Genomic DNA, 21,713 nt, shown 5'->3' with positions numbered 1-21,713 from the left:
ACGCCCTCAGCGTAGAAGACGCGCTAGCCCTCAAGCCACAAGCTATCGTCCTATCACCCGGCCCATGCGCCCCTAATGATGCCGGCATATGCTGTGACCTTATTCAAGCTGCTGCAGGGCGCGTGCCTATTCTCGGTGTCTGCCTAGGGCATCAAGCGATTGGACAAGTCTTTGGTGCAGAGGTCGTGCGGGCTCCCATACCCATGCATGGCAAAATCAGCCCCGTAGAGCATGATAACACAGGGGTATTCACAGATTTACCGAACCCCGTTGATGTCGTGCGCTATCATAGCCTAACCCTAGAACCCAACAGCATACCCGATACACTGCACGTCAACGCGCATACACAAGATGGGGTCATTATGGGGGTGCGCCATCGTGATTATGAGATTCACGGTGTACAATTCCACCCAGAAAGTGTTGCCTCCATCGGCGGGAAAGATTTATTCGCTAATTTCTTAACACGCGCAGGTATCACGGTTTCTACACCCGCATGACACAGCTTTCTCATAGCCTGCACAAACTGGTCCGAGGCCAAGCATTATCATCTGAAGATGCTGAAAAAGCGATCCAAGACGTCATGCTCGGCACTGCCGACCCACTGCAACTTGCTGCGTTTTTAACAGCATTGCATCTGCGCGGTGAAACAGAGCACGACCTCATCGGCGCTGTCCGTGCTGTTCGCCAACACATGCATCCGGTGCCACACGCCCCAGCAGACACCATTGATGTCTGCGGCACAGGAGGGGACGGCTTAAACACACTCAATGTTTCAACAGCCGTTGCCTTTGTCCTCGCCGGGATGGGTATTCCTGTTGCCAAACACGGCAATAGAGCCCTCTCATCCCGCTCCGGCGCAACAGATGTTCTGGAGCAATTAGGCGTCAGTCTTGACAAAAACCCGGTGACGCTGGCCCAACGTTTGCATAATGACGGCCTCGTATTCCTCGCAGCACCGTATCACCACCCAGCTTTACGGCATGCAGCCCCCGTCCGAAAATCTCTCGGGTTTCGGACTATCTTCAACCTCGTAGGCCCTTTGTGCAACCCGGCATGCGTTAAGCGTCAATTACTCGGTGTTTTTGACCTTCGCTGGTTAGAGCGTCTCGGTACAGTTCTTCACCAACTTGGCAGCACATATACATGGACAATCCATAGCGAAACCGATGAAGGGGGCAGTGATGAACTCACCCTCTCAGGGCCCAATCATGTGTTTAGCTTCGAGCAAGAAACACAAAGTCGCTTCACATTCCACGCTCACGACGTAGGGCTCGCATCACGCCCTATTGCGGACATACGTGGCGGAGCGCCGCCTGAAAATGCCCTTGCCCTTAAAGCCCTGTTACAGGGACAAAAAGGTGCATACCGTGATACCGTTTTATTAAACACGGCCGCGGCCCTTCACGTCGCTGGACACGGCACGGTGATACGCGATAAGTGTTTTAACGAACGAGCCTTTTACAACAACATACAACGCGCTGCGCAAGCCATTGATAATGGGTCTGCTAACGCGGCATTAGAGCGTACAATATCTCCCCTCGAAACACGCTCTGCCGCGCCTTTTACAAAGAATGTGGAACGATCATGACATTCCCCCTGAGCCGCATGGCTAAAACCTACGCTCCTGAAGGTCCGGATCAGTTCCCGGATACTGACATTCCCGCAACCACCATGGAGCCCATCCAAAACCCGAATACGGATATTCAGGACAAAGGGGACGTCTTACAGCGCATTTGCGCACGCACCAGGCTGGACGTTGAGCAGCGCTCACAAAGCATGTCGCTCAAAGAAATTACTGCCCGTGCCCGCGAAGTCTCCACCCCCACGCGCGGCTTCGGCAAAGCATTAAAGCACCTGACCGCCGATAAAAACGTTGGGCTGATTGCAGAAATCAAAAAGGCGTCACCATCTGCCGGCATTTTACGCCCGGATTATGACCCCGCAGGCATCGCTCGTGCTTATGCTAATGCTGGCGCTACTTGCTTGTCTGTCTTGACAGAAGGCTCCTGCTTCCACGGCAATACGGATGATATTCGTGTTGTACGCGAAGCATGCAGCCTCCCCATTCTTCGGAAAGATTTTATTCTTGATCCTTGGCAAGTGCACGAAAGCCGTCTGATTGGCGCAGACTGCATTTTGTTAATTCTCGCAGCTCTAAGCGAGGACCAAACCGTTGAACTCATCGAAACGGCACGCGGTCTCGATATGGATGTTCTCGTCGAAGTGCATGATGAAGACGAATTAAACCGTGCCCTTGCGCTCGACACGTCTCTCATCGGTATTAATAACCGTAACCTACGCACCCTCAAAACAGACATCGAAACCACTCGCCAATTGGCGCCACTGGTCCCACCAGATAGGCTTGTCATATCTGAAAGTGGCATTCGTACCCAAGATGACGTTATGCGGGTCGGTGAGGTTGGTGCGAGTGCGGTCCTTGTTGGTGAAAGCCTCCTGCGCGAAGACGATCCCGGCGTAGCGGCACGACGCCTTTTAGGGTATGCGTAACCACAAAATCATAGTGTTTAAACACCACTCGGAAGCGAAACATCTTTTGTTAGCGCTTCCGGTGCTGGTGTTCTGGGCAAACTCCCGGTAATAACACCATCAATTAGCGTCCTGAGCCTATGCTCATGATGAGAACTATTTTTTCAGGAGACCGCCATGGACGAAACGGCGTCCGTTCCTGTCAAAGGGAATGGTCCGGCACTAGCGCCGGAGACGATGAAGCGGGCCTACAAGGACATGCTCCTTGTGCGCCGTTTTGAAGAAAAGGCTGGTCAGCTTTACGGAATGGGCCTGATAGGTGGTTTCTGCCACCTATATATTGGCCAAGAAGCCGTGGTCGTTGGTCTGGGCCTGCATATGAAGCAGGGTGATAAATCCATCACGTCATATCGTGATCATGGACAGATGCTTGTTGCCGGCATGACCCCACGCGGTGTTATGGCCGAGTTGACCGGGCGTGAAGGCGGATACTCCCGTGGCAAAGGCGGCTCCATGCACATGTTCTCCCGTGAAAAGGAGTTCTATGGCGGTCATGGCATCGTTGGCGCACAAGTTGCACTCGGCACAGGGTTGGCATTTGCTAATAAATACCGTGGCACAGATGAAGTCGCCATCGTGTATTTTGGGGAAGGCGCATCCTCCCAAGGACAGGTATTTGAAAGCTTTAACCTTGCAGCCCTCCATAAGCTGCCATGCGTTTATGTGATTGAAAACAATCGCTACGGCATGGGTACATCTATTGAGCGCGCTTCGGCATCCAAAGATTTGTCACGCAACGGCGCAGCTTGGAACATTCCAGGCCGCAAGGTTGATGGTATGGACGTTCTTGCTGTACACCAAGCCGCACAAGAAGCCATTGCACATTGTCGTGCAGGGAAGGGGCCATACCTGCTAGAGATGGAAACCTACCGTTACCGTGGGCACTCCATGTCTGACCCCGCAAAGTACCGTGCGCGTGATGAGGTCGAGGAAATGCGCCGTACGCGTGACCCGATCGAAACCCTGAAGGCTGAAATGGCTAAATGGGGCATCGACCCGGCGGAAATGAAAAGCATTGATGATGACGTGAAAGCCGTCATTGCGGATGCTGTTGATTATGCAAAGACATGCCCAGAGCCGGACCCTTCCGAGCTGTGGACTGATATTCTGGTGGAGGGCTGATCCATGGCATCTCTTATTTTGATGCCCGCACTGTCTCCCACCATGACAGAAGGCACCATCGCCCGTTGGACGCGTAACCCCGGTGACGCTGTACAGTCGGGTGACGTGATTGCTGAAATCGAAACCGACAAAGCCACCATGGAAGTCGAAGCAACAGAAGACGGCATCTTCGGTAAAATCATCGTCGATGCTGGCACTGAGAATGTTGCCGTAAACACGCCGATTGCCGTGCTGCTCGAAGACGGTGAAGATTCATCCGCCGCAGATGCTCTATTGACGGGGTCAAGTGCATCATCTGCGAACGTATCTTCTCATAATGAGCCAAAAGCAGACGCTCCCGTTGCTGCTGCACCCGCTGCCAAAGCCATCGAAGCCGAAAAAGAATGGGGCCCAACACGGGATATTACCGTTCGTGAAGCACTTCGTGACGCCATGGCCGCAGAACTGCGACGCGATGAAGATGTGTTTCTACTCGGTGAAGAAGTCGCCCAGTATCAAGGCGCATATAAAGTCAGCCAAGGCTTACTAGACGAGTTCGGTGAAAAGCGCGTTATTGATACGCCTATTACCGAACACGGCTTTGCAGGCATGGCTGTTGGTGCCGCTCTAACAGGTCTAAAGCCTATCGTGGAGTTCATGACCATGAACTTCGCCCTGCAAGCAGTTGATCATATCATCAACTCCGCAGCCAAAACGCTTTATATGTCCGGCGGTCAGATGGGGTGCCCCATCGTGTTCCGTGGACCAAACGGTGCCGCAGCTCGCGTGGGTGCACAACATTCACAGTGTTTTGCAAGCTGGTACGCGCATGTTCCCGGCCTCAAAGTCGTAGCTCCTTGGTCTTCTGCTGATGCAAAAGGCCTGCTGCGCGCCGCGATCCGCGACCCCAACCCTGTTGTGGTGTTGGAAAATGAAATCCTCTACGGGCAAAAATTCCCATGCCCAGAAGATGAAGATTTCATCGTGCCGATCGGCAAAGCTAAAATTGAGCGCGAAGGTAAAGACGTTACCCTCGTTGCCTTCTCAATCATGGTTGGCGTTGCCTTAGAAGCCGCTGCGAAGCTGGCAGAAGAGGGGATTGAGGCAGAGGTTATTAACCTGCGTACAATCCGCCCCCTGGATACAGAAACCATCATCAATAGCGTGAAGAAGACGAACCGTGTCGTCTCCGTTGAAGAAGGATGGCCTGTTGCCGGTATCGGTTCTGAGATCTGCACGGTCGCTGTTGAACAAGCCTTTGATTGGCTTGATGCACCACCCGCGCGCGTCTGTGGGCTCGATATTCCGTTGCCTTACGCAGCGAACCTCGAAAAACTGGCACTTCCTAAGCCCGACTGGGTTGTGGATGCTGTACGCAAGCTGTTCCGGGACTGATCGTTATGGCCATTGAGATTTTGATGCCGGCCCTGTCGCCGACCATGACCGAAGGTAAGCTCGCACGCTGGCTAAAAGCAGAAGGCGATACCATTACATCGGGCGAAGTAATTGCTGAGATCGAAACCGATAAAGCAACTATGGAAGTCGAGGCTGTTGATGAAGGTATTCTCGGCCGCATTTTTGTGCCTGAGGGACAAGAAAATGTCGCGGTGAATGCTCCAATCGCTGTGCTGGTTGAAGACGGTGAGAGCGTTCCTGATGCCCCCGCATCACAGAATGCTGCTCCTACACCGGCACCTTCCGCGCCTGAGAAAAAAGCTGAATCAACACCAAAAGCAACTCCGGCAACGGAACCCGCAAATGCTGAGCGCATTTTCGTTTCTCCGCTCGCACGGCGTTTAGCCCATGAGCAGGGCATTGCACTGAACAGCTTGAAGGGTACGGGACCAAATGGTCGTATTCTGAAGCGCGATGTTGAGCACGGTGCGGCTAAACCAGCCGTGTCCCCTGCCGTTGACGTTACGCCCGCTGCGCAAACAAACAGCGATGTGCAGCGTGTTCCGAACTCAACCATGCGTAAAGTTATTGCGCGTCGTCTGACGGAATCAAAAACGCAAGTTCCGCACTTCTATGTTTCAGTAGACATTGAACTAGACGCCTTGCTCGCCTTACGCTCGAAGCTGAACGGCGCGGCTCATGATGGTGCGTTCAAAATCTCTGTGAATGATATGATGATCAAGGCTGTTGCTCTTGCTCTGAAAAAGACCCCCGGTCTGAACGTGCAATTCACAGAAGCAGAAACGCTACATTTCGACAACGTCGATATCTCTATGGCTGTTTCCATACCGGATGGCCTGATCACGCCAATCATCCGTAATGCAGACACAAAGTCTCTGCGGACAATCAGCGCAGAAGCCAAAGACCTTGCAAAACGCGCCCGGGCTAACAAACTGAAACCAGAAGAATTCCAAGGCGGAACCTTCTCGATTTCAAATATGGGTATGTTCGGCGTGCGCGATTTCAGCGCGATCATCAATCCACCGCAGGCTGCCATCTTAGCGATTGCTTCTGGCGAAAAACGCCCTGTTGTGCGGGATGGTCAACTGGCTATTGCAACTGTGATGACGGCCACGCTGTCTGTTGACCATCGCGCTATCGACGGCGCTTTGGGGGCCCAATGGCTCAACACGCTGCGTGACATTATTCATAATCCTTACACTCTGGTGGTCTGATCCATGTCTGAACTTTTTGATCTGATCGTGATCGGCGGCGGCCCGGGCGGATATGTTGCCGCGCTGCGCGCCAGTCAGCTTGGGCTGCGTGTTGCTGTCGTTGAGAGCACGCATCTGGGCGGCATCTGCCTGAACTGGGGTTGTATTCCCACAAAGGCGCTGCTGCGCTCTTCTGAAATCCATCACCAACTGCATAACCTCAGTGCATTTGGGTTTTCAGCCGACAATATTGCTTTCGATCTTGATAAGATCGTCGGGCGTTCACGCGGTATTGCTCGTCAAATGGGCCGAGGCATTGGGCATTTGCTCAAGAAAGCCAAAGTCCCAACATATGATGGCTTTGCAAAACTCAATGGCCGAGACGGCGAAGCACATCGCGTGGACGTTACAAAAGACGGCAATGCCGTTGCGACGCTCAAGGCGCCACATGTCATCCTCGCTACAGGCGCAAGAGCACGTCAACTTCCCGGCTTGGAAACAGACGGCAAGCTGATCTGGAGTGCTCGTGAAGCCATGACCCCAAAAGAGCTACCTAAGCGTCTTTTAGTTATCGGCTCTGGTGCAATTGGTGTCGAGTTTGCATCTTTTTATCGCAATATGGGCTGTGACGTTACCATTGCTGAAGTCGCTGATCGTATTTTGATTGCCGAAGATCCAGAAATCAGTGCTGCTGCTCGTAAATCTTTTGAAAAGCAGGGGATGAAAATCATCACCGGCGCAAAAGTCGGGCCGCTTAATCGTGGCGAGAATGAAGTATCCACAACGATCGAAAGCGCCACTGGTAAGGTTGATCTCACCGTTGACCGCGTCATCTGTGCTGTCGGGATTGTTGGCAACGTCGAAGACCTTGGCCTAGAAGGCACCAAGGTTCAGGTCGATCGTACGCACATCATTACTGATGAATTCTGCCGTACAGGTGAGACCGGCATTTATGCCATTGGCGATGTTGCTGGTGCTCCATGGCTTGCGCATAAAGCATCCCATGAAGGCATTATTTGCGTTGAGAAAATTGCTGGCCGCTCTCCTGAGCCATTGCATGCTCTCAATGTTCCAGGCTGCACCTATTCCCGCCCACAAATCGCCTCTGTTGGTTTGAGTGAAGAAAAAGCCATCGCGGCTGGTCATAAAGTACGCGTAGGTCGCTTCCCATTCATTGGTAACGGCAAAGCTGTTGCAATGGGTGAAACAGAAGGGCTGGTTAAAACTGTTTTTGACGCAAAAACAGGTGAACTACTGGGGGCTCATATGATTGGCGCTGAAGTGACAGAGATGATCCAAGGCTATGTCATTGCCCGGACTGGTGAACTGACCGAAGCAGAGTTGATGGAAACGGTTTTCCCGCATCCAACAATTTCTGAAACAATGCATGAGGCAACCTTGTCAGCCTTTGACGGCGCGTTGCATATCTAACGCATGTCTCAACGCATTACGATAGACCACCGCCAGTCTACTGGCATTGCACCTCCGGCAGTGACGGAGCCCAAAACGGGGCTCCGTCACCCGGAGAAGGCGCACCGGCCTGACAACCCAATCCAGCGCAAGCCTGCATGGATCCGGGTGAAAGCGCCGAACCATCCCGTGTACCATGAAACACGGAAACTGATGCGCGACAGCAATCTCGTGACCGTCTGTGAGGAAGCCGCGTGCCCGAATATCGGGGAATGCTGGTCTCAACGTCATGCCACCATGATGATCATGGGGGAAATTTGCACGCGTGCCTGTGCGTTCTGTAACGTCACCACAGGTTTACCAAAAGCATTGGATGATGATGAACCAAGGCGCGTCGCAGATGCGGTAGCAAAACTAGGCTTACGTCATGTGGTCATTACATCTGTTGACCGTGATGACTTGGCTGATGGCGGGGCACGCCATTTCGCCCGTGTTATCAATGCTATTCGTGACGCATCCCCCAGCACCACGATTGAGATTTTGACTCCAGACTTCATGCGCAAAGATGGTGCGCTGGAAATTGTTGTGGAGGCACGCCCCGATGTGTTCAATCACAATATCGAGACCGTGCCACGTTTATACCCGACAATTCGCCCCGGAGCACGCTATTATCAATCCCTCCGTCTGTTAGACGGTGTGAAACGCTTAGACCCTTCGATTTTCACAAAATCTGGTCTTATGCTGGGATTGGGAGAAGAACGCTTGGAAGTGTGGCAGGTGATGGATGATTTCCGAGTGGCCGATGTCGATTTTTTGACATTAGGGCAGTACCTTCAACCTACTCCAAAACATGCTGCGGTGGCTGAGTTCGTTACACCAAAATCTTTTGAAAGCTATGCCAAAACGGCCCGCGTCAAAGGTTTTTTACAGGTCAGTGCTTCCCCCTTAACGCGCTCTTCTTACCATGCTGATAGTGACTTTGCGCAATTACGCGCCGCCCGAAACAGCCGACTGAAAGACATCACCTGATGCCGACTCATGCCGAGCAGCGCCTCATTGCTTACACGCCAGAACAGCTTTTTGATCTTGTCGCTGATGTCGGGAAGTATCCACAGTTTTTGCCGTGGTGCGTTAAAGCTGTTGTCAAAAGTCATACAGAAACAGAACTTGTTGCTGACTTAACAGTAGGCTTTGGACCTTTTCGCGAAAGCTTTACAAGTCGCGTTACACTAGACAGACCACTACGTATCCACGTGCGTTATGAGAAAGGTCCTTTCCGTTATCTCAATAACGTTTGGACATTCACTGCAGATCCGCGTGGCTGCTTGGTCGACTTCTTTGTCGATTTTGAGTTTAAGTCACGCCTGTTACAAAATGCGATGGGCGTTGTTTTCAATGAGGGGGTTCGCCTCATGGTGTCTGCCTTTATCAAACGTGCACGTGATATTTATGGGGTAAAATTAGCCGAAAAGACGCGTTAATTTTTATTATGTGAAAACCACCTAATCTTCCACACGTTGAGTTTAAGGAACAAAAAACGTTTCTAACGAAGGATTAGGTCATGATGAAGAAAGCTTTATTCGCAGCACTTGCTCTGACAGCCGCAGTTTCGACAACGTCACCAGCTTTTGCAAAACATCACGGTCACCATCATCATAAAAAAGCGGCTAAAGTTGCAGAAAAGACAACACCGCAAGAATCATCTGCAACAGAGGCCCTGAACAACAGTGCGCTTCAAAAAGCACAAACACCGGTAACAGCACCAGCAACGATGCAGGCACCTGCAGCTCCAGCGCCTGTTGACGGTAAATAAAAGCGTAAAAACACCCCCTTCAACATAATACGAGGGGGTGTTTTCCTTAACCGCGTTGCGGTGCAGCACGTTTCGCTAAAAAATTACCTATGGCTTGAATGAGGCCAACCAAAGCAATCAAAACAACCACAACAGCAATCATCACTTGGGTATTAAACCGTTGATACCCATAACGAATTGCAAGATCGCCCAAACCACCAGCCCCGATGGCACCAGCCATTGCTGAAGCGCCTGTGAGCGTAATTAACGTAACGGTCAAGCCACTAATCAAACTCGGTAAAGCCTCTGGTATCACGCCATAACACATCACCATCCAGCGCGAGCCACCCATGACCTGCACAGCCTCTATTAAACCTGTATCCACGCCACGCAGTGCAATTTCAGCAATACGCGCATAATACGGGATAGCGGCAATTGATAATGGTACAATAGCAGCGCCTGTCCCCAATGATGTACCAACCAACCAGCGCGTCACCGGCAGTAAAATAACTAATAAAATGATAAAAGGTATGGCACGGAGCGCGTCAATCAACAGGCTTAATGGGCGCGCAATCCACGGGCTTCCATAAAGCTCTTTCCGGCTGGCTGAAAATACGATTATCGCCAAGGGTAAACCGACTAGCAATGCGATAGCACCCGAGGCCAAAACCATAATCAGGGTTTGTTCCGTAGCCTGAAGAACAAGATTAACGATGAGCCGGAACATAACCCAAAACCTCCATGAGTTGTGCCTTCTCCGCCAAATACTCCACAATATCATCCGTCAATGCGCGATTAAGCGCCAAAATCATATCCACTGTCGGCACCCCCGCACATAAGGAAGCCCCCCCGGCAATCAAGACAGCCTTAATTGAAAAGCGCTCTGAAAGCTCGGAGAGGAAAGCCGTTTGAGCTGCACTCTCCACGAGTACCACGCGTATCACTGCATGTCTGTCAGCCTGTGGTTGTGGTGTTAAGGACTGCTGCAACGGCGAGGGAAGAGTAGGGCGAGTTTCATTCAGCAACGCTTGAATAGCCGGTGGGTTATGCGCACGGGTCAGCAGATCCAGCATCCCGCCATCATGCACCAACGCCCCTTGCTCCAACACCAGAACACGCTGTGCAAAGCGGCGAATGACCTCCATCTCGTGCGTGATGAGAATAATCGTCAGACCAAGCGTTCGGTTAATATCGCTTAGCAAATCCAAAACCGTTGTCGTACTTTGTGGATCCAGAGCAGACGTCGCTTCGTCGCACAACAACAAAGATGGGTCATTGGCCAGAGCACGAGCAATACCCACACGCTGTTTTTGCCCACCAGAAAGCTGCGCAGGGTATTTGGCATGATGTTCTGACAGGCCAACCAAAGCTAACAACTCAGCCACACGTGCTTGACGTTTTTGGGCAGGCCAGCCTGCAATTTTCAATGGCAGAGCCACATTTTGCGTAACAGTGCGCGTTTCCAGCAAATTAAAATGTTGAAAAACCAAACCTATACCTTGCCGCGCTTTACGTAAATTACGTTCGGAAAGTGAGGTAATGTCCTGATTTTGAAGTATAATCTCTCCAGAATCAGGTTTCTCTAAACCACATAGCGCACGTAACAGCGTAGATTTACCAGCTCCTGACGGGCCGATAAGTCCAACGATCTCACCTTTCTGTACCTGGAAAGAAATATCTTTCAGAACGGGGGCGCCTGCAAAGCTATGCCGCAGGCCAACAACATTGAGAACGCTCATTGCCACGCCGGAAGCGTTGCGCCGTGATACACATCCAGCAGTGCTTGGCGCACATTTTGCTGTTGATATGCCGCGACCAAAGGCTCCACCCATGGTGCATGCACGTTCTCATCATTCACCGCAATAAAGTTGGTGTAAGCGTTATGCTGCAAAGCTTCTTGCGCAATACGCTGATGCACAACATCGATCCCAGCCTTCTGTGCCCAATCCGTGTTCACAACAGCCGCATCCAAATCAGACAATGCACGACCGACCACGCCCGCATCAAGTTCTTTCACGTTTAAATCGCGTGGATTCTCCGTAATGTCCAGCGTCGTTGGCAATAACCCGGCAGATGGTGAAACTTTAATCAAGCCTTGAGCCTGCAACAGCAGAAGCGCGCGCCCTTCATTGCTTGGGTCATTCGGCACGCCAATCGTTGCCCCCTTCGGCAGTGCCGCAACAGAAGACCATTTTGACGAGTAAAGGCCAATCGGTGAGACATACATGTCTCCCACTGGCGTAATGTGGAAACCATGCGCTTCCACTTGTGCCTTCAAAAAGGGGCCATGCTGGAAAGCATTCGCGTCCAGCTCATGTTCTGACAATGCTTCGTCCGGCAAGTTATAGTCTGAGAATGTCACCACTTCGACATTCAGGCCGCTTTTACGAGCATTGGCTGCAACAACGCGCCACACATCCTCATCTTCGCCAGACATGATACCAACACGCACACGCGTTAAAGCAGCACCTGCTGCACGCACACGTGCCAAGGATGCAGCCCCTACAAAAGCCGCAAAGGCTGACAAAGTACGACGACGAGACAGCATGGTGACCTCCTTAAACACAGTATCAGGAAATGATATGCATGAATTGACGAATTAATAATGTCATTAGTGAAAAATGTCTATCCAATATGCAGATATTCTAAGGCAATAATAACATTTGTAAGCCATGACACACGCTCGCATGGCGCACAGCGCGTCGATCACCCGTAAAGAAGCAGCGTTGTGCACGCGGCTCTTGGCCTTTCATAGCCAGCGCAAAACACACAGTCCCCACCGGCTTATGCACGGAGCCTCCACCCGGACCCGCAATACCCGTTACGGCTAGAGCAACAGTGGTTGTTGGTAGAGCGTTCAAAGCGCCCTGCGCCATTTCGAGTGCTGTTTGCTCGCTCACAGCACCATAACGTTCCAAAGTGTCACTACGAACCCCCACCAATCTTTGCTTAAATGCATTGGAGTAAGTGACTAATCCACCTTCAACCACCGCAGATGATCCCGCTATATCCGTCAGAAGCGCGGCTATCATTCCACCTGTGCAGCTCTCAACAGTGACGATTTTTGCCCCCCGGCCCTGCAAAGAAAATATCACTCTTCTAGAAAGTGATATTAATTCAAGATCACTCATGGAATGTGCTTTCTACAGAATAAAGCGTGATATTTGCTTCAATGTTTAAAACATACAAACGCGTTTCCCGGTACGGCAGACGCTCAATCCAGTCAAGCAAAGCCTCATCACCCGATGATGCAACAGGTGGGTTCGCTTTCAACCAAAGATCTACCCGATGCGGGCCAGCATTATAGGAGGCCAGCGCATAAGGTATGACATGATCAAAACGCTCTAAGAGCTGCCGGATATACGCGCTGCCCACAATGAGGTTTGTGTGCGGGTCTTTCAAACCATCGGCGGATACATCATAGCCATGCAAATGCGCATGCCGCACAACATCACGAGCAGCACCAGGCAAAAGCTGTAACAATCCAACCGCATGCGCTGCGCTCAAAGCATTTGGATTAAACGCACTTTCCTGCCGCGCAACGCCGAGAATAATGCCCTCTGGCAAATCGGCATCAACAGGCCACGGGTTAGGGTACCCTTGCGGATATAAACTATACCCCAACCGCGCCAAACTATGAGACGCCGCCACCGCACCAGCAGGAACTTGTAACTGCACAGATAGGTCTGCTACGGTTTTTTGTCCTTCTGGAGAGGTATTCACCGCTTGCAGCAACAGCAGGAAAAGGCGCGCATGATCATAATCCCCAATGCCCGCCAAGCTTTGCGCCGCATCGACTAAGTCAGGACGCGTTAAAGCCGTAGGGGAGGGCTGCACTTGCTCGGAAAGAGCATCATGCAACGCATGTTGAAACCCAACTCCCTCCGCCCCGCCATTAAGCAAAGCACTATGATCCGTTAAGGCAGCTAAAGCGAGTTGCCCATGAATCATGGTAGGGTAATGGGAGGCTTCCTGATACGCATGACGTGCCTGTCCACTCTCCCCGAGAGCCGTATAGACACGCCCTGACCAATACCAACCGGAAGCACGGAAACGCAGAGCCTGTGCATTATGCAGAGCATCAAAATGCGCCAAAGCCTCCTGCGGCGCACTTAAGGCACGTAACGCTATAAAACCTGAGAGCTCTTCTGCTTCCAGCCTCGCCGTATCACCCAAAGGCAACGAGACATCACGCGCCAATCGTGCGGCATCTGCATTACGCCCTACCAACAAGAACGCCCGCGCCAATGCGAGGCGTTCATTCGTCCATATCGGTGACGGAGCATGCCGTTGCACGGCTGCGCCACGTGTGTCCCACAACGCAAGCGCATCATCCAAACGGTCTGCCCGCCGTAAATCATGCATATACTCACGCAGCACTATGGGGTCATTTTTTTGCTGCTCAGTTAACGCCGCAAACGCGGCATCTGCATCCGGCCCTGAGCTATGCAAAGCCAAATACGCGAACGCTAATGACTTTTGCGCGGCCGTAAGACGGACCAACTGGCGGCGTGCCGCCGTGAGACGTCCCGTATTCTGTAAACTTTCAAATCGATGCCACTGGTCACTCGCGGTCAAGCTCGCCCCAAAACGCTGTTCTAACGCCGCTTCCTCAAGACCATCTCCGGCGCCATCTCGCCATAATGTTCGCGCCAGCGCCTCTGCATGCGGCAGATAAGACGCACAATTCAAAACCGCCCCCGGCAAATTCAAAGGCAAAGATACACATAACGTTTGTAACTGCGCTGTATCCGTTTCTTGTGCCAAGGCCGTTTGGTAGCGCCACATAAGACGGCTATGCTCAGGCCAAATTGGCCCGCTTTTTAAAAAAGCCTCATAACGCGCAGCCGGATAAGCGGCATCGGCTCCCGTAAGCAATAACCACTCCTGAAGCCGCGCTGAAAGCGGGGCGGCGTCCACATGCGCTACACCCCCATATCCACTCAAAACACCCATAGCCATGCAGAGCAGTGCCGTACGACGCATGGCCTTCATCGGATTAGTAAACAACATGTTGCCAGACCTCGCCGCCACCTTTAACGATCAGTTCAAGCGATACAAACAGCACAATGGCCAGCCCAACCCAAGCGATCCACCGATATCGCTCTAAAAGACGCGCAATCAATGACGCGGCCAAAGCCATCATCAAAACAGAAACAATAAGCCCAAACACTAGAACCCATGGATGGCCAACCGCAGCCCCAGCAACCGCCAACACATTATCCACGCTCATAGATAAGTCAGCAGCGATAATGCGCAGAATGGCCGTACTCAAACGGGAAGGGGCCTCCACATTTGGCCCTGCCTGCTCATGCCGCAACTCATGAAACATACGGACGCACACCCAGAGTAATAGCAGTCCTCCGGCAAGGGTCAGCCCGATAATGGACAGCAGCTTCACCGCAACCAGTGCAAATAGAATGCGCAGCACGGCTGACAGGAACGTTCCTGCAAAAATAGCGCGCGTTCGATCTTTTCCCGCCAACTGGCGAACCGCAAGACCGATCACGACCGCATTATCACCCGCCAAGGTGATGTCGATCAGCGTGACCTGAGCAAGAGCAAAAAGGGTATGGAGAATAGAATCGGGTGACAAAGGTTGTGCTTTCCTAAAAGCGATCCGTGCAATGTTCTCGTATTTGGTCTAAGCAACCCCCGTAAAGACCTTAAGGTCGTGACCCACACGCTTTTCGGAGTTCGCATGGTCCCCCGCTATAGCCGCCCTCAGATGACCGCCATCTGGTCCCCCGCCAACCGCTACCGCATCTGGTTCGAAATCGAAGCCCTTGCATGCGAAGCTATGGCCGAGCAGGGCGCGATCCCCGCAGAAGCCGCCCGCGTTATCCGTGAAAAGGGCGACGCCGCACTTGCTGCTTTCTCTGACGCTGATCTCGCACGCATCGATGAAATCGAAGCAGAAACGCGCCATGACGTCATTGCGTTCCTTACATGGCTGGCAGAAAAAGTTGGCCCAGAAAGCCGCTTTGTCCATCTAGGCATGACGTCTTCTGACGTTTTGGACACCTGCCTGTCCGTTCAATTGACGCAAGCAGCCGATCTTCTTTTGGAAGATATGGACCGTGCTCTAGAAGCGCTGAAGACCCGCGCTTATGAGCATAAAAACACGGTTACCATTGGCCGAAGCCACGCGATTCACGCTGAACCAACCAGCTTCGGCCTGAAGCTTGCTGGACATTATGCAGAATTCGCGCGTGGCCGTGAGCGTCTGGTGCAAGCGCGCAAAGAAATTGCCGTATGCGCCATTTCAGGTGCTGTTGGCACATACGCACATATTGACCCAGCCATTGAAGAATATGTTGCTGCAAAGCTCGGCCTTGAAGCCGAAAGCGTGTCTACGCAGGTTATTCCGCGTGACCGCCATGCAGCTTTCTTCTGTGCTCTCGGCGTTATCGCGAGCAGCATTGAACGCTTGTCCGTAGAAGTTCGTCATCTGCAACGCTCAGAAGTACGTGAAGCAGAAGAGTTCTTCCACAAGGGGCAAAAAGGTAGCTCCGCCATGCCGCATAAGCGTAACCCCGTTCTGTCTGAAAATCTGACAGGTCTGGCGCGTCTTATCCGTTCGCATGTTGTGCCTGCGTTGGAAAATGTCGCGCTATGGCATGAGCGGGATATCAGCCATTCCTCCGTTGAACGTAACATCTGCCCTGATGCGACCATCGGCCTTGACTTCGCGCTGATCCGCATGGCCAGCATGATGGAAAAGCTGGTCGTCTATCCTGAGCAAATGATTGCCAACATGGAAAGCCTTGGTGGCGTCGTACACTCTGGTGAAGTTCTGCTAGCATTGGCCCGTGCGGGCATCTCCCGTGAAGATGCTTACAAAATCGTACAGCGCAATGCGATGGCGACATGGACACGCCTTAACCAACCAGATGGCCGCAGCTTCCGTGAAAACCTTGATGCTGACCCAGAAGTCAAAGACCGTATCGACGCATCCGTGCTCGACAAAGCCTTTGACCCGGCACAGCATCTTGCCAAGGTTGACCGTATTTTCACGCGCGTTTTCGGCTAAAAAACCACAGGGGGGATGCTTCTCTCATCCGCCCCTCGCAGTTCACGCGCTGTGATGCTATGGGAGCGGAATACTCCGCTTGACACATCGGGCCTGCATCAGTCGTTCAGAATGGTGACAAGGCCCGATACATTGCAACAAGGATAGCCAATGGCCCGCCGCCGCCAGATCTACGAAGGCAAAGCCAAGGTCCTGTTTGAAGGCCCTGAACCGGGAACGCTCGTCCAGTATTTCAAAGATGATGTTACCGCCGGTAACGGCGAGAAAAACGGCATCATTACCGGAAAGGGCGTGCTGAATAACCGCATCAGCGAATATCTGATGCAGCATCTGCACGACATCAATATTCCAACCCACTTCCTGCGTCGCCTCAATATGCGTGAGCAATTGATCCGCGAAGCAGAGATCATTCCCCTCGAAGTTGTTGTGCGTAACGTAGCTGCTGGCTCTATTGCCAAGCGTCTCGGCCTCGAAGAGGGCACACGCCTGCCACGCACCATCATCGAGTACTACTACAAAAATGACTCGCTGAATGACCCTATGGTGTCAGAAGAGCACATTGCTGCGTTCAACTGGGCTGCTCCGCAGGACCTTGATGAAATGAACGCTCTAGCACTGCGCACCAATGACTTCCTGATGGGTATGTTCTCTGGTGCAGGCATTACGCTGGTTGATTTCAAGCTCGAATTCGGTCGCGTGTGGGAAGGTGAGGAGATGCGCATCATCCTCGCCGATGAAATCTCACCCGATAACTGCCGTCTTTGGGATACAAAGACCAGTGAGCGCATGGACAAAGATCGCTTCCGCCGTGACCTCGGCAAAGTAGGGGAAGCGTATCAAGAAGTAGCACGTCGCCTCGGCATTCTGCCGGAGGCTGGAAATGGTGACCTCAAGGGTCCGGAGGCAGTTCAATGAAAATCCGTGTTTTCGTATCCCTGAAGGAAGGCGTTCTTGACCCACAGGGTAAGGCTATTGGCCACGCTCTGGACACATTGGGCTTCAAAGGCCTTGGTGAAGTCCGCGTAAGCCGTGTGGTTGATCTGGACGTTCCAGCAACGGATAAAGCTACAGCATTAGAGCAAGGTGCAGCTATGGCGCGCGCTCTTCTGGCTAATGAAGTCATCGAAGACTTTTCTGTTGAGGTGGCTGCATGAAGACGCTGCTTGCCCTCACTGCGGCAGCATCGCTTCTGACACTCGGCACTACTGCGCACGCACAACGTGTATCCAAGGTAAGCGGCCGTATGCTGGGCTCTATGTGCACCAATGCACGTTCAGCGCCTCTGTGTGACGCATACCTTGCCGGTGTGACAGACAGCGAAGTCTGGTCCAAAAAATATGACGAGCATGCGAATGACGGCAATGCGCCTGTTGCATTCTGCGTGCCCGACAGCGAAACAACAGCACATCTGCGCGAGAGCGTTGTGTCATGGTTGCACCGTCATGACGATGCTCTGACACAGTCAGCGGGCAAAGGCGTTTATCGGGCTCTGCACGAAGCCTACCCTTGCCACGGCGCGACGGAGGACAAAAAATGAAAGCGGGTATCGTCGTATTCCCCGGGACAAACCGGGAGCGCGACATGGCACAGGCGCTCAAGCTGATTTCTGGCCATGCTCCGCGTATGATTTGGCACCAAGAAACATCTTTGGGTGACCTTGATCTCGTCGTTCTCCCCGGTGGCTTTAGCTTTGGTGACTATCTGCGTAGTGGCGCGATGGCCGCACATTCGCCCATCATGGCAGATGTCAAAGCGTTCGCTGAACGCGGTGGCCACATTCTCGGTGTGTGCAACGGCTTCCAAATCCTAACGGAATCTCACCTTCTGCCGGGTGCGCTTCTGCGTAATGCAGGCCTGCGCTTCCTGTCGCAAGATTGCCACCTGAAGGTTGAGAACGCGACATCTCCATTCACACGCGGATGGAAAGCGGGCGATGTGTTCCGTTCACCTATGGCGCACGGAGACGGTAACTACACCGCCTCTCAAGACACGCTCGATCGTCTTGAAGGGGAAGGCCGTGTTGCCTTCCGCTACGCCACAGCCAATGGCACGGTGGCGGCAGATAATGTTTCTGCGAACCCTAACGGTAGCGACCGTGCCATTGCGGGCATTCTGAGCGAAAATGGCCGTGTTTGTGGCCTGATGCCGCACCCTGAAAACCTGACTGACCCAGCGATTGGTGGCACGGATGGCGTGCCTCTATTCCGCGGGCTTGTGGAGGCACTTGTCGGATGAGCGTGAAGGTGGATGCCACTCTCGCCCAGTCTTTCGGGCTGACCAGCGTAGAATATGATAAAGTTCTCACCATTATGGGCCGCACCCCGAGCTTTACCGAGCTCGGTGTATTCTCGGTCATGTGGTCCGAGCACTGCTCTTACAAATCATCACGTCTTCACCTGAAGACACTGCCGACTAAGGCTCCTTGGGTCATTCATGGCCCCGGCGAGAATGCTGGTGTGGTTGATATTGGTGAAGGTTTGGCGGCCGTCTTTAAGATGGAAAGCCATAACCACCCATCCTTTATCGAGCCTTACCAAGGTGCAGCCACCGGCGTTGGCGGCATTTTGCGTGACGTCTTCACCATGGGCGCGCGTCCCGTTGCTAACCTGAACGCACTGCGTTTTGGTGATGCAAAAAACCCCGGTACGCGTCGCATCGTTGATGGCGTCGTGCGCGGTATTGGTGGTTACGGCAACTGCGTTGGCGTCCCAACCGTTGGTGGCGAAGTTAACTTCCATAAGGCATATGACGGCAACCCGCTCGTTAATGCCATGACAGTTGGCATTGCGAAGCAAGACAAGATCTTCCTGTCTGCCGCGGCTGGTGTTGGTAACCCGGTTGTTTACGTCGGCTCCAAAACTGGGCGTGATGGTATTCATGGCGCTACCATGTCTTCTGCCGAGTTTGATGATGAAGCAGCGTCCAAGCGCCCAACCGTTCAAGTCGGTGACCCGTTCATCGAAAAGCTTCTGATTGAAGCTTGTCTTGAACTGATGGCAACGGATGCAATCGTTGCTATTCAGGACATGGGTGCCGCTGGTCTGACCTCTTCTTCCGTGGAAATGGCCGGGAAGGGTGGCGTTGGCATTGAGTTGAACCTTGATGCTGTACCACAGCGCGAACCCAACATGACAGCATATGAAATGATGCTGTCTGAGAGCCAAGAGCGTATGCTCATGGTGCTCAAGCCAGAACGCACCGAAGAAGCACGCGCTATCTTCGAAAAGTGGGAACTGGACTTCGCGGTTATCGGTCATCTGACCGATACGGGCAACATTACCGTCAAGCATAATGGTGCCGTAGAAGCTGATATTCCGCTAGCGCCGCTGGCTGAAGAAGCACCGATCTACGACCGCCCACGTGCACCGCTCGAAGCACCACGTCATATTCAACCGCCGGCTGATCCGGTTGGCATTGAACATGCACTGCTCACGCTTATCGCATCACCAGACCTCGCATCACGCGCATGGATCTGGAACCAGTATGACAGCCTTGTTGGCGGTCAAACGGTTCAGCGCCCCGGTGGAGCGGATGCTGCGATTGTGCGCGTTGAGGACACCAAACTTGGCTTGGCGCTGACAACCGATTGTACGCCACGTTACTGCCAAGCTGACCCGCATGCAGGTGGCGCACAAGCCGTTGTTGAAGCATGGCGCAACATCACGGCAACGGGTGCAACACCTCTCGCCGTGACGGACAACCTTAACTTCGGCAACCCAGAACGCCCAGAAATCATGGCTCAGTTCGCTGAAGCGATTAAGGGTATGGGTGAAGCATGCCGTGCGCTCGACTTCCCAGTCGTGAGCGGCAACGTGTCTCTATATAACGAAACACGTTCCCCGACAGGTCTACCCCAAGCCATTCTTCCTACCCCAGCGATTGGCGCTTTGGGTGTTTTCCAAGACGTTTCCAAATCCGTCGGCCTGGCCATGCCAGACCAGAAGGAGCTGGTACTAATTGGTGAAATCCGCGGTGAACTTGGTCAGTCACTCTGGCTGCGTGAAATTTGCCACCGTGAAGAAGGCGCTCCGCCACGTATTGATTTGGTCGCTGAACGCCGCAACGGTGATTTCGTCCGTAGCCAGATTCAAAACGGCACTGTGTCTGCTTGTCACGACATTGCCGATGGCGGCTTGCTCATCACGCTGGCGGAAATGGTGATGGCGAGTGGCGTTGGCTGCTCCTTGGCCGAACACCCAGCGAGCTTGCCTCACCAAGCCTTCTGGTTCGGTGAAGATCAAGCATGCTATGTTGTCGCGACTGATAATGCTGCATCATTCATCTCAGCTGCTGAAAAAGCAGGCGTGCCAGCACGTCACTTAGGTCACTCCGGTGGCACAGCACTGAATATGGCCGATGGTATTTCCGTTGAAGCAACGCGCCTGCGTGATTTGAATGCAGCGTTCCTTCCAGCGCTCATGGGGCAGGACTCCTAATTATGCCGATGACCGCACAGGAAATCGAACGTACGATTCGTGAAGCACTGCCCGATGCCAAGATTGAAATCGAAGATCTAGCTGGGGATGGTGACCATTATGCCTGCGCTGTGACCAGCGAAGCATTCCGTGGTTTGCCGCGCATTCGTCAACACAAGCTCGTCTATGACGCATTTGGTACCCGTATGGGCACTGAACTGCATGCGATGGCGCTACGCACGATTGTGCCTGAATAAAAGAGGCGCTTGAGCCACCTCTTGAAGTTCCTGCACTGAGCAAGCACCTTAGTGATGAGATCCAGCCGTAGAGCGGAAGTCGTTTCCGCTCTACACAATAAGGAATATCCCATGCCTGAGACCGTGTTTCAGCACATTCAGAACCTGATCGATACGAACCCTGTCATGCTGTTCATGAAGGGCGATAAGCTTTTCCCACAATGCGGTTTCTCTGCACGTGTTGTTCAAATTCTCTCCCATTTGGGTGTGACATTTGAGACATGCAACGTGCTTGAAAGCCCAGAAATCCGTCAAGGGATCAAAGATTTTTCACAATGGCCAACCGTTCCTCAGCTTTATGTCAAAGGTGAATTCATCGGCGGCTGTGATATTGTGACTGACATGTACCAAAATGGTGAGCTTGAAACGCTGATGTCTGAAAAAGGCATTGCTATTGCCAATGCATAAATCCGTAGAAGCAGGTTAATACCTGCTTACTATCTGGGTTTTATCCAGCTTTGCGCATGCCACATTCCTGCCATGTTGTTACCAAACATGGCAGGATCTTGA

24 protein-coding genes are annotated in these 21,713 nt (G+C 52.7%); 18 read left to right on the top strand and 6 right to left on the bottom strand.

All coding sequences use genetic code 11. From position 1 onward, the window contains the following. The 10 genes from NTH01S_RS08010 to NTH01S_RS07965 form a co-directional block, all read left to right on the top strand. Window positions 1–497, top strand: a 497-nt coding sequence (locus tag NTH01S_RS08010; RefSeq protein ID WP_068172143.1) for an anthranilate synthase component II, incomplete at its 5' end; no start/stop codon positions are given. Further along, entirely contained in the window at window positions 494–1,588 is a 1,095-nt protein-coding gene (trpD, locus tag NTH01S_RS08005; RefSeq protein WP_068172139.1) for an anthranilate phosphoribosyltransferase, read from the top strand. The genes NTH01S_RS08010 and trpD, both read left to right, overlap by 4 nt. Further along, the gene (gene trpC, locus NTH01S_RS08000) at window positions 1,585–2,508 is read left to right on the top strand and encodes an indole-3-glycerol phosphate synthase TrpC (protein WP_068172138.1); all 924 of its coding nucleotides are present in this window, start codon (window positions 1,585–1,587) and stop codon (window positions 2,506–2,508) included. Before trpD ends, trpC begins: the two co-directional genes overlap by 4 nt. A gap of 216 nt (window positions 2,509–2,724) precedes the next feature. Next, window positions 2,725–3,669: a pyruvate dehydrogenase (acetyl-transferring) E1 component subunit alpha gene (gene pdhA, locus NTH01S_RS07995; RefSeq protein WP_370664313.1), complete on the top strand. Its 945-nt coding sequence runs from the start codon at window positions 2,725–2,727 to the stop codon at window positions 3,667–3,669. Between the two features lie 3 nt (window positions 3,670–3,672). Beyond that, window positions 3,673–5,043 carry a pyruvate dehydrogenase complex E1 component subunit beta gene (locus tag NTH01S_RS07990; RefSeq protein ID WP_068172130.1) on the top strand — a complete coding sequence of 457 codons (1,371 nt, stop codon included), beginning with the start codon at window positions 3,673–3,675 and terminating at the stop codon, window positions 5,041–5,043. Between the two features lie 5 nt (window positions 5,044–5,048). Continuing rightward, window positions 5,049–6,278, top strand: a complete 1,230-nt coding sequence (locus NTH01S_RS07985) for a pyruvate dehydrogenase complex dihydrolipoamide acetyltransferase (protein WP_068172126.1) — start codon at window positions 5,049–5,051, stop codon at window positions 6,276–6,278. Between the two features lie 3 nt (window positions 6,279–6,281). Beyond that, entirely contained in the window at window positions 6,282–7,688 is a 1,407-nt protein-coding gene (gene lpdA, locus NTH01S_RS07980; RefSeq protein ID WP_068172125.1) for a dihydrolipoyl dehydrogenase, read from the top strand. 3 nt (window positions 7,689–7,691) lie between these two features. Further along, the gene (gene lipA / locus NTH01S_RS07975; protein WP_068172121.1) at window positions 7,692–8,696 is read left to right on the top strand and encodes a lipoyl synthase; all 1,005 of its coding nucleotides are present in this window, start codon (window positions 7,692–7,694) and stop codon (window positions 8,694–8,696) included. Next, window positions 8,696–9,148, top strand: coding sequence for a type II toxin-antitoxin system RatA family toxin (locus NTH01S_RS07970; RefSeq protein ID WP_068172118.1), 453 nt, complete (start codon window positions 8,696–8,698; stop codon window positions 9,146–9,148). Before lipA ends, NTH01S_RS07970 begins: the two co-directional genes overlap by 1 nt. Window positions 9,149–9,228: 80 nt before the next feature. Then, complete coding sequence (locus tag NTH01S_RS07965) at window positions 9,229–9,480, top strand: hypothetical protein (RefSeq protein ID WP_068172115.1); 252 nt, start codon at window positions 9,229–9,231, stop codon at window positions 9,478–9,480. A gap of 46 nt (window positions 9,481–9,526) precedes the next feature. Here the strand turns inward: NTH01S_RS07965 and NTH01S_RS07960 are convergent, their stop codons facing one another. The 6 genes from NTH01S_RS07960 to NTH01S_RS07935 all read right to left on the bottom strand — a co-directional run bounded on the left by NTH01S_RS07960 (window position 9,527) and on the right by NTH01S_RS07935 (window position 15,055). Further along, complete coding sequence (locus NTH01S_RS07960; protein WP_068172111.1) at window positions 9,527–10,186, bottom strand: methionine ABC transporter permease; 660 nt, start codon at window positions 10,184–10,186, stop codon at window positions 9,527–9,529. Next, complete coding sequence (locus NTH01S_RS07955; RefSeq protein ID WP_068172108.1) at window positions 10,167–11,198, bottom strand: methionine ABC transporter ATP-binding protein; 1,032 nt, start codon at window positions 11,196–11,198, stop codon at window positions 10,167–10,169. Before NTH01S_RS07955 ends, NTH01S_RS07960 begins: the two co-directional genes overlap by 20 nt. Beyond that, on the bottom strand, window positions 11,195–12,007 hold the full coding sequence (locus NTH01S_RS07950; protein WP_068172106.1) for a MetQ/NlpA family ABC transporter substrate-binding protein: 813 nt from the start codon (window positions 12,005–12,007) through the stop codon (window positions 11,195–11,197). The genes NTH01S_RS07955 and NTH01S_RS07950 overlap by 4 nt, the downstream gene beginning before the upstream one ends. Window positions 12,008–12,104: 97 nt before the next feature. After that, on the bottom strand, window positions 12,105–12,590 hold the full coding sequence (locus tag NTH01S_RS07945) for a CinA family protein (protein WP_068172101.1): 486 nt from the start codon (window positions 12,588–12,590) through the stop codon (window positions 12,105–12,107). Continuing rightward, window positions 12,583–14,472 carry a lytic transglycosylase domain-containing protein gene (locus NTH01S_RS07940; RefSeq protein WP_245642276.1) on the bottom strand — a complete coding sequence of 630 codons (1,890 nt, stop codon included), beginning with the start codon at window positions 14,470–14,472 and terminating at the stop codon, window positions 12,583–12,585. Before NTH01S_RS07940 ends, NTH01S_RS07945 begins: the two co-directional genes overlap by 8 nt. Further along, the gene (locus NTH01S_RS07935; RefSeq protein ID WP_068172098.1) at window positions 14,459–15,055 is read right to left on the bottom strand and encodes a YjbE family putative metal transport protein; all 597 of its coding nucleotides are present in this window, start codon (window positions 15,053–15,055) and stop codon (window positions 14,459–14,461) included. The genes NTH01S_RS07940 and NTH01S_RS07935 overlap by 14 nt, the downstream gene beginning before the upstream one ends. Window positions 15,056–15,160: 105 nt before the next feature. Here NTH01S_RS07935 and purB point away from each other — a divergent pair, with 105 nt between their 5' ends. The 8 genes from purB to grxD all read left to right on the top strand — a co-directional run bounded on the left by purB (window position 15,161) and on the right by grxD (window position 21,611). Beyond that, window positions 15,161–16,492, top strand: a complete 1,332-nt coding sequence (purB, locus tag NTH01S_RS07930) for an adenylosuccinate lyase (protein ID WP_068172094.1) — start codon at window positions 15,161–15,163, stop codon at window positions 16,490–16,492. 150 nt (window positions 16,493–16,642) lie between these two features. Continuing rightward, complete coding sequence (purC, locus tag NTH01S_RS07925) at window positions 16,643–17,407, top strand: phosphoribosylaminoimidazolesuccinocarboxamide synthase (RefSeq protein WP_068172091.1); 765 nt, start codon at window positions 16,643–16,645, stop codon at window positions 17,405–17,407. Further along, window positions 17,404–17,646, top strand: a complete 243-nt coding sequence (purS, locus tag NTH01S_RS07920) for a phosphoribosylformylglycinamidine synthase subunit PurS (protein WP_068172087.1) — start codon at window positions 17,404–17,406, stop codon at window positions 17,644–17,646. Before purC ends, purS begins: the two co-directional genes overlap by 4 nt. Continuing rightward, window positions 17,643–18,029, top strand: a complete 387-nt coding sequence (locus NTH01S_RS07915; RefSeq protein WP_068172083.1) for a Rap1a/Tai family immunity protein — start codon at window positions 17,643–17,645, stop codon at window positions 18,027–18,029. Before purS ends, NTH01S_RS07915 begins: the two co-directional genes overlap by 4 nt. Continuing rightward, on the top strand, window positions 18,026–18,727 hold the full coding sequence (gene purQ / locus NTH01S_RS07910; RefSeq protein WP_068172081.1) for a phosphoribosylformylglycinamidine synthase subunit PurQ: 702 nt from the start codon (window positions 18,026–18,028) through the stop codon (window positions 18,725–18,727). The genes NTH01S_RS07915 and purQ overlap by 4 nt, the downstream gene beginning before the upstream one ends. Next, complete coding sequence (gene purL / locus NTH01S_RS07905) at window positions 18,724–20,928, top strand: phosphoribosylformylglycinamidine synthase subunit PurL (RefSeq protein ID WP_068172080.1); 2,205 nt, start codon at window positions 18,724–18,726, stop codon at window positions 20,926–20,928. Before purQ ends, purL begins: the two co-directional genes overlap by 4 nt. A 2-nt stretch (window positions 20,929–20,930) precedes the next feature. Further along, window positions 20,931–21,164 carry a BolA/IbaG family iron-sulfur metabolism protein gene (locus tag NTH01S_RS07900; protein WP_068172078.1) on the top strand — a complete coding sequence of 78 codons (234 nt, stop codon included), beginning with the start codon at window positions 20,931–20,933 and terminating at the stop codon, window positions 21,162–21,164. Window positions 21,165–21,275: 111 nt separating this feature from the next. Beyond that, window positions 21,276–21,611 (top strand): Grx4 family monothiol glutaredoxin, encoded by a 336-nt coding sequence (grxD, locus tag NTH01S_RS07895; protein WP_068172074.1) that lies wholly within the window; start codon window positions 21,276–21,278, stop codon window positions 21,609–21,611. The last annotated feature ends 102 nt before the right edge of the window (window positions 21,612–21,713 follow it).

This window comes from Neokomagataea thailandica NBRC 106555, from assembly GCF_001598495.1.
Lineage (GTDB): Bacteria > Pseudomonadota > Alphaproteobacteria > Acetobacterales > Acetobacteraceae > Gluconobacter > Gluconobacter thailandicus_A.
The sequence above is the reverse complement of the archived record's forward strand: the minus strand, read 5'-3'. Positions and strand labels throughout refer to the sequence as shown.